The sequence below is a fragment of the Xenorhabdus santafensis genome (assembly GCF_033949405.1).
GTDB classification, from domain to species: Bacteria; Pseudomonadota; Gammaproteobacteria; order Enterobacterales; family Enterobacteriaceae; genus Xenorhabdus; species Xenorhabdus santafensis.
This window is the reverse complement of the sequence record NZ_VCDN01000510.1, coordinates 1-279: the sequence shown is the minus strand read 5'-3', so window position 1 is coordinate 279 and position 279 is coordinate 1. Positions and strand designations below refer to the sequence as shown.

1 protein-coding gene is annotated in these 279 nt (G+C 36.2%); it reads right to left on the bottom strand.

Annotated features, from left to right (window positions below; all coding sequences use genetic code 11):
• A partial coding sequence (locus FE392_RS23215; protein ID WP_319932030.1) for a glycerophosphoryl diester phosphodiesterase membrane domain-containing protein occupies positions 1-279 on the bottom strand: 279 nt, incomplete at both ends.

Below are 279 nucleotides of genomic sequence, written 5' to 3'. Positions count from 1 at the left end.
ATTCCAAAAAATACACCGTACACAATCCCTATTGAAATAAAAAATCCTACTAAAAAGAATAGTACTTTTAAAAAACTTTCTTTTACTAACGTTGCACTTTTGCGTGCTGCTGTGCGAAACGGCTTTTGCTCTAAAACAACAATAGGTAGAACGAAAATCCAGCGAAGGTTCAAATACGCGACTACAGCAAAGAACGTGTAATAACCAACTTGTCCCATCGTTGTCTTAAACAGTTCTCCTGTAATGAAGTTAGGAATTTGAATTTGCGGGATTAATGCC